The 6,972-nt window shown below is 61.2% G+C and carries 8 protein-coding genes; 2 read left to right on the top strand and 6 right to left on the bottom strand.

All coding sequences use genetic code 11. The annotated features are described in order from the left end of the window. Positions 1-16: 16 nt before the first annotated feature. The 6 genes from HBH1_RS15940 to HBH1_RS15965 form a co-directional block, all read right to left on the bottom strand. Positions 17-310 (bottom strand): STAS domain-containing protein, encoded by a 294-nt coding sequence (locus tag HBH1_RS15940; protein WP_102663535.1) that lies wholly within the window; start codon positions 308-310, stop codon positions 17-19. A gap of 31 nt (positions 311-341) precedes the next feature. Then, on the bottom strand, positions 342-983 hold the full coding sequence (locus tag HBH1_RS15945; RefSeq protein ID WP_102663536.1) for an MlaC/ttg2D family ABC transporter substrate-binding protein: 642 nt from the start codon (positions 981-983) through the stop codon (positions 342-344). A 241-nt stretch (positions 984-1,224) separates the two neighbouring features. After that, positions 1,225-1,962 carry an MlaA family lipoprotein gene (locus HBH1_RS15950; protein ID WP_102663537.1) on the bottom strand — a complete coding sequence of 246 codons (738 nt, stop codon included), beginning with the start codon at positions 1,960-1,962 and terminating at the stop codon, positions 1,225-1,227. Continuing rightward, positions 1,959-2,435 carry an outer membrane lipid asymmetry maintenance protein MlaD gene (gene mlaD, locus HBH1_RS15955; RefSeq protein ID WP_006461562.1) on the bottom strand — a complete coding sequence of 159 codons (477 nt, stop codon included), beginning with the start codon at positions 2,433-2,435 and terminating at the stop codon, positions 1,959-1,961. The genes HBH1_RS15950 and mlaD overlap by 4 nt, the downstream gene beginning before the upstream one ends. 60 nt (positions 2,436-2,495) lie before the next feature. Continuing rightward, the gene (gene mlaE, locus HBH1_RS15960) at positions 2,496-3,275 is read right to left on the bottom strand and encodes a lipid asymmetry maintenance ABC transporter permease subunit MlaE (protein WP_102663538.1); all 780 of its coding nucleotides are present in this window, start codon (positions 3,273-3,275) and stop codon (positions 2,496-2,498) included. After that, positions 3,272-4,075: an ABC transporter ATP-binding protein gene (locus HBH1_RS15965; RefSeq protein WP_006461560.1), complete on the bottom strand. Its 804-nt coding sequence runs from the start codon at positions 4,073-4,075 to the stop codon at positions 3,272-3,274. The genes mlaE and HBH1_RS15965 overlap by 4 nt, the downstream gene beginning before the upstream one ends. Positions 4,076-4,500: 425 nt before the next feature. Here HBH1_RS15965 and ychF point away from each other — a divergent pair, with 425 nt between their 5' ends. Further along, positions 4,501-5,592 (top strand): redox-regulated ATPase YchF, encoded by a 1,092-nt coding sequence (gene ychF / locus HBH1_RS15970; RefSeq protein WP_102663539.1) that lies wholly within the window; start codon positions 4,501-4,503, stop codon positions 5,590-5,592. Positions 5,593-5,824: 232 nt separating this feature from the next. Beyond that, complete coding sequence (locus HBH1_RS15975; protein ID WP_102663540.1) at positions 5,825-6,904, top strand: Fic family protein; 1,080 nt, start codon at positions 5,825-5,827, stop codon at positions 6,902-6,904. Positions 6,905-6,972: the final 68 nt, after the last annotated feature.

A 6,972-nucleotide genomic window follows, 5' to 3' on the forward strand; every position in this document is an offset into this window, starting at 1 on the left:
CGGAAGGACTGACCGGTCAGTGATGTCGATCGGTCGCGGAGGTAGGCGCCGCCGTGCCTTGCAGCAGGGCGGAAACACCGTAGAGGTCGGCCAGGCTCTGCAGATTGGCCGGGAGGGTGCCAAATTCCAGCGCTGCGCCACGCTCGGCAGCCGCGCGCCGCCAGGCCAGCAGTGTGGCCACGGCCGAGGAATCGACCACGGACACCTCGCTCACATCGATGCGGCCCTGCCCGGCGGCGATGGCCGAGAGGCCGTCGCGCAGGACAGTACTGGCATTGGTGAAGGTCAGCGAGGCGCCGGGCTTGAACATGGTGCAGGTTCTTTCGGATCGGTGAAGAAAATTACTTCTTGCCGTTGCTGCGGGCAGCCAGTTGCTGGTTCTTGTCGCTCAACGCCTTGATCAGGCCGTCGATGCCGCCCTTGCTGATCTCGCTGGAGAAGGTGCCACGGTAGGCCTCGACCAGCCAGGCGCCCAGCACGTTGACGTCATACAGCTTCCAGCCGTCGGCCTTCTTTTCCAGGCGATAGCTCATCTGGATGGGTTCACCGCCACGCGAGGAGATGACCTGCGAGTTCACTTCCACTTCGGTATCGCCAGGGGCGGCGCGCAGCGGCTTGAATTCGATCTTCTGGTCACGGACCTGCGACAGTGCGCCGGAGTAGGTGAACACCAGCAGGCTGCGGAACTGGGTGATCAGCTGCTTCTGCTGTTCCGGGGTGGCCTGGCGCCAGTAACGGCCGGCGGCCAGCTGGGTCATGCGCTCGAAGTCCACATACGGCAGGATCTTCTGTTCGACCAGCTGCATGATGCGGCCGTTGTTGCCGGCCTGGATGTCCTTGTCGTTCTTGGCGGTGTCCAGCACCTCCGAACTGATGCGCTTGACCAGGGCATCCGGAGCCTCCTGTGCGGAAGCGGCGCCCGAGAAGGACAGGGCGGGAACGGCGATGGCGGCAATGGCGAAAAGTTTGGCAAGCATCTTCATAAGTGGTTTTCCATTCGAGTCAGCGGAAGGGGCCGGATTCTGCACGGGCAGGCATGCACATCGGCATGCTTCCGGCAACCAGCGTCGGCGACCAGCGCCGGCAACTCCTTCGAAACCCGCCAAATGACGGGGTTCCCGTGCCGTCACAGCTGGCAACGGGTGTTACAGATAATGCGGTTCAGCGGATTTTCAAGGGCTGCGGCGCAACCGGGCCATTCAGCCCGGCCAGCCGATCAGGCCTTTACGGCTCGATGGTGTTTTCCGGCTGATCCTTGCCACCACCGGCGCCATTGATCTGGCTCTGGCGACGTTGCAGGTAGGCATCACGCACGAAATCGTACTTGTCCAGCGCGGCGTCTTCCAGCAGGGTCGAGGCATCCAGCAACTGGGCGCGGCGGTCGACGATGCGCACCACCGTACCGACGTTGCGCCAGCGCACCGGTCGCTTGTAGGTCCACAGGTCGCCATACAGGTCCACCGGCAGGCCGGCGGTATCACGCACGGTCGACGGGCCGAAGAACGGCAGCACCACGTACGGACCCGAGCCTACGCCCCACTTGCCCAGGGTCTGGCCGAAATCGGACTTTTCACGCGGCAGGCGGGCTTCGGTCGCCACGTCCAGCACGCCACCCAGACCGAAGGTGGTGTTGATGGCCACGCGCATGAAGGTCGATACACCCTGCTCGACGCGACCCTGCAGCAGCTGGTTGATCGACGACCACAGGTCGCCGATGTTGCCGAAGAAGTTGCCCACGCCATGCTGCACCGGATTGGGCACCACCGCGTCATAGGCCTGCGCTGCCGGCTTCAGGGCCACCTTGTCGACCGTGTCGTTGAAGCTGAACATGGTCCGGTTGAAACCTTCCAGCGGATCATTGGGATTGTTGCTGGTGCTGGCGCAGCCGGTCAGGGCTGCGGCTGCCAGGGCGATAGCGCCCAGGCGGCTCGCGTAGGCGGCGTTGATGGTCTTCTTATTCATTTTGAATCATCCTTTCCCTCTGCCGCCTTGCTGTAGAGGAACTGACCGATCAGGTTCTCCAGCACGATTGCGGATTGCGTCATCTTAATGGTATCGCCCGAAGCCAGGTTAGCAGTATCGCCGCCCGGTTCGATGCCGATGTATTGTTCACCCAACAGACCCGAAGTCAGAATCTTTGCGGAGCTGTCCTTGGGGAATTTGTAGCCTTCGTCCATGTTCAGCATCACCACGGCACGGAAGGTCTGGTCGTCGAAGCGGATCGAGTCCACGCGGCCCACCACCACGCCGGCGCTCTTGACCGCCGCACGCGACTTCAGGCCGCCGATGTTGTCGAAGCTGGCCTTGAGGGCATAGGTCTTCTGACCGAAGGACATCGAGCTCATGTTGCCGGCCTTGAGCGCCAGGAACACCAGCGCAGCCACGCCCAGCAGCACGAAGATTCCAACCCAGGCATCCAGTGATTTACGTTGCATAGTTCAACCCTCTATATTCATCGTCGCCCGCGTACGGGCGCTCTACATTCTTTGCCGCGATCAGCTGAACATCAGCGCGGTCAGCAGGAAGTCCAGGCCCAGCACCATCAGCGAAGCAATCACCACGGTGCGGGTGGTGGCGCGGGCCACCCCCTCCGGCGTGGGCTGCGCCTGGTAACCCTGGAACAGCGCCACGAAGGTCACTGCCACACCGAAGACGACGCTTTTCAGCACGCCGTTGGCGATATCGTTCCAGACGTCCACCCCGCCCTGCATCTGCGACCAGAAGGCACCTTCATCGACGCCGATCAGCAGCACGCCGACCACATAACCGCCCATGACGCCCACGGCACTGAAGATCGCCGCCAGCACCGGCATGGCGATCACGCCAGCCCAGAAACGCGGCGCGACCACGCGTTGCAGCGGGTTCACGGCCATCATCTCCATGGCCGACAGTTGCTCGCCGGCCTTCATCAGGCCGATCTCGGCGGTCAGCGAGGTCCCGGCGCGCCCGGCAAACAGCAGCGCAGTCACCACCGGACCCAATTCACGCGTCAGCGACAGGGCCACCAGCAGACCCAGCGCCTGTTCGGAACCGTATTTGTTGAGCGTGTAATAACCCTGCAGACCCAGTACGAAGCCCACGAACAAGCCGGACACCGCGATGATCACCAGCGAATAGTTACCGATGAAGTGGATCTGGTCGGTAATGAGGCGCGGACGACGCAGCAAGCCCAACGAAGCGCCCAGCATGTTGACGAACATGCGCGTGGCGAAACCGACCCCGACCACGAACTCCCGGATACTGCGGCCCAGGCCGCTGACGAGACCGACGATCATGCGCCGCCTCCCAGACCCAGGTCCTCGGCCAGCGACTTGCCGGGATAGTGGAAAGGCACCGGCCCATCGGCCTCGGCGTGGACAAATTGCTTCACATAGGGATCGGTGGAATGACGCATCTCTTCCGGTGTACCCTGGGCCACGATCTTGCCGGCGGACAGGAAATACACATAATCGGCGATACCGAAGGATTCATTGACGTCGTGCGACACCAGGATGGATGTCGACCCCAGCGCATCATTGAGACGACGGATCAGGTTGGCGGTCACACCCATGGAAATCGGATCGAGGCCGGCGAAGGGCTCGTCATACATGATCAGCGCCGGGTCCAGTGCGATCGCCCGGGCCAGCGCCACGCGCCGCGCCATGCCGCCGGAGATTTCGGCCGGCTTCAGCGCTGCCGCATTGCGCAGGCCGACGGCGTTGAGCTTCATCAGGACCAGGTCACGGATGAGCGTTTCATCCAGGTCGGTATGCTCGCGCAGTGGAAAGGCCACGTTGTCGAACACCGTCATGTCGGTAAACAGCGCGCCGTTCTGGAACAGCATGCCCATCTTGCGACGCAACAAATACAGTTGTCCGGTCCCCAGGTCGGGCACGTTTTCGCCATCCACTTCCACCCTGCCCTGCTGCGGCTGCAACTGTCCGCCGATCAACCGCAGGATGGTGGTCTTGCCCGAACCGGAACCGCCCATGACCGCCACCACCTTTCCGCGCGGGAAATCCATATGGAGACCGGACAGGATCGGCCGGTCGCCATAACGGAAGTGCAGATCGCGGATTTCAACGATATTAGGCAAAGGGATTCTTCGAGTTCTTTGGAAAACCGACATTGTAGAGCAAATTTTACAAATCGCTTTCAAGAGGGCAATACAGCGTGTAAATGGCCGCGGCGAAACGAGCCTTTTCTTTACAAGTTGCATGCAATTTAGAGGAACTTGATAACTATTGCCAACAACCAACTTGCTGACGAATGAGTCAGTTAAATATTGTGCATTTCAGATATTTCCCATTGCGTGGCATATACGCAACGAATTCATATATAAAAGACAACACAGGTGTAATTCGCCCCCAAAACGCTCCATGTCGAGGGGCCCTCATGGTTTCCGGACAGGGATGCCGGCGCCCGGAGGTCCAGCCCGGAAGAACAATGCAGCCAAGCAAAGCATAGGGTTGCGGCGCACGGCTTGCTACAATGTCGGTTTTGCTTTCGGAAGAATCTGTCATGAGCCTCAAATGCGGCATCGTGGGTCTGCCCAACGTCGGTAAGTCCACCCTTTTCAACGCGCTGACCAAGGCCGGCATCGCCGCCGAGAACTATCCGTTCTGCACCATCGAGCCCAATGTCGGCATCGTGGAAGTGCCCGATCCGCGCCTGAAGGCGCTGGCCGAGATCGTCAAGCCTGAGCGCATCCTGCCGGCGACCGTCGAATTCGTCGACATCGCAGGCCTGGTGGCGGGTGCCTCCAAGGGTGAAGGCCTGGGCAACCAGTTCCTCTCGCACATCCGCGAGACCGACGCCATCGTCAACGTGGTGCGCTGCTTCGAAGACCCCAACGTGATCCACGTTGCCGGCCGCGTCAGCCCGCTGGACGACATCGCCGTGATCCAGACCGAGCTGGCTCTGGCCGACATGGGCACGGTCGAAAAGGCCATCCACCGCGAGCAGAAGAAAGCCCGTTCCGGCGACAAGGACGCCGCCAAGCTGGTCGCCCTGCTGGAACGCATCATGCCGGCGCTGGACGAAGCCAAGCCGGTGCGTGCCCTGGGCCTGGATGCCGAAGAGATGCTGCTGATCAAGCCGCTGTGCCTGATCACCGCCAAGCCGGCCATGTATGTGGCCAACGTGTCCGATAGCGGCTTCACCAACAACCCGTTGCTGGACCAGTTGACCGGCTACGCCAAGGAACAGAACGCCCCCATCGTCGCCATCTGCGCCGCCATCGAAGCCGAGATCGCCGACCTGGACGACGCCGACAAGATCGACTTCCTGGCCGACATGGGCATGGAAGAACCGGGCCTGGACCGCCTGATCCGCGCCGCCTTCAAGCTGCTGGGCCTGCAGACCTACTTCACCGCTGGCGTGAAGGAAGTGCGTGCCTGGACCGTCCCGGTCGGCGCCACCGGCCCGCAGGCGGCGGGTGTGATCCACACCGACTTCGAGCGCGGCTTCATCCGCGCGCAGACCATCGCCTTCGAGGACTACATCGCCTGCAAGGGTGAGACCGGTGCCAAGGAAGCAGGCAAGATGCGGGCAGAAGGCAAGGAGTATGTGGTCAAGGATGGGGATGTGATGAATTTCCTGTTTAACGTCTAGCGGGCTGACAATCTTTCCAGAAACACCGGAAAGACGATGAAATCCAGGAAGCACAACAAAGCCGCGAATTACGCGGCTTTGTTATTTCTGGATGGTGAGAGAAGTCACACGAACGGGCAGCGCAGCACCTTCCATAAATGAGGTAATTGCCGCCTTATTGGGGTAATGACTACCAAAAATACCCCCATATGCGGTAGCATTACCCCATTATTTCGTACGCGGATGCTGCTCAATGCAATCAATCTCGCCAGACTATCTCGCCGGGCTGCGCTTCAACGCGCAGCAACTGGCGACGCTGCGCGCCTTGGGTGAATACAGTGGCAAGCAGCAGCTCTTCGTGGCGCAATCACCCGAGGTCTTAAGCGACCTGCGGCAGGTGGCCGTGGTCGAGTCCACCGAATCTTCGAACCGCCTGGAGGGCGTCGTGGTGGCGGCTCACCGGCTCAAGTCACTGGTGCTCAAGAATGCCACCCCGCAAAGCAGGTCTGAGCAGGAAGTCGCGGGCTACCGCGACTCACTGGGCCTCATCCACGAAAGCGGCGAGCAGATGCCGTTTTCGGAAGGCACCATCTTGCAGCTTCACAGCATGCTGTACCGCTATATGCCGCAACCGGGCGGGCACTGGAAGGCCACGAACAACGATATCGTCGAGCGCCACCCCGACGGTAGCTCGCGTATCCGCTTTCGGCCAGTCGCGGCTCACCTCACCCCCATGGCGATGACGGACCTGATCACGCGCTACCGCTCGGCGCTGGATCAGCACTTGGCCGATCCCTTGGTGTTGGTGCCTCTCGCCATCCTGGACTTCCTGTGCATCCACCCATTCCCGGATGGCAACGGCCGTATGGCACGACTGCTCACGCTGCAATTGCTTTATCACTTCGGCTATGCGGTGGGCCGCTTCATCAGCCTGGAGCGCATCTTCGAGGAGTCCAAGGAGAGCTATTACGAAACGCTGGAGGCCAGCTCCCAGGGCTGGCACGAGGCAGCTCACAACATCGCCCCATGGCTCGACTACTTCTGGGCTGTGCTGCTGCGCGCCTACAAGGAATTCGAAGAGCGCGTGGGCAACATCGAGCGTGGCCGGGGCGCCAAGGGTGATCGCGTTCGCGCTGAAATTCTCAAGCGCCAACTGCCCTTCTCCATCTCGGAGATTGAGGAAGCCTGCCCCGGTGTCAGTCGCGACATGGTGCGCGTCGTGTTGCGTGCAATGAAAGCTGAGGGACTGATCGCACCCAATGGCAAGGGACGCGCTGCCAAGTGGATCAAGCTAGACCGTGGTTCTCAACACCTCATCCCGAACCATCAGTAGGCAGCGATGCCAGGCAGTCCGTAAATCATTCCACCGACTATCGGCACCACCCCCACCAAGACTCACCC

This window comes from Herbaspirillum sp. BH-1 (genome assembly GCF_002870055.1).
GTDB lineage: Bacteria > Pseudomonadota > Gammaproteobacteria > Burkholderiales > Burkholderiaceae_D > Herbaspirillum > Herbaspirillum frisingense.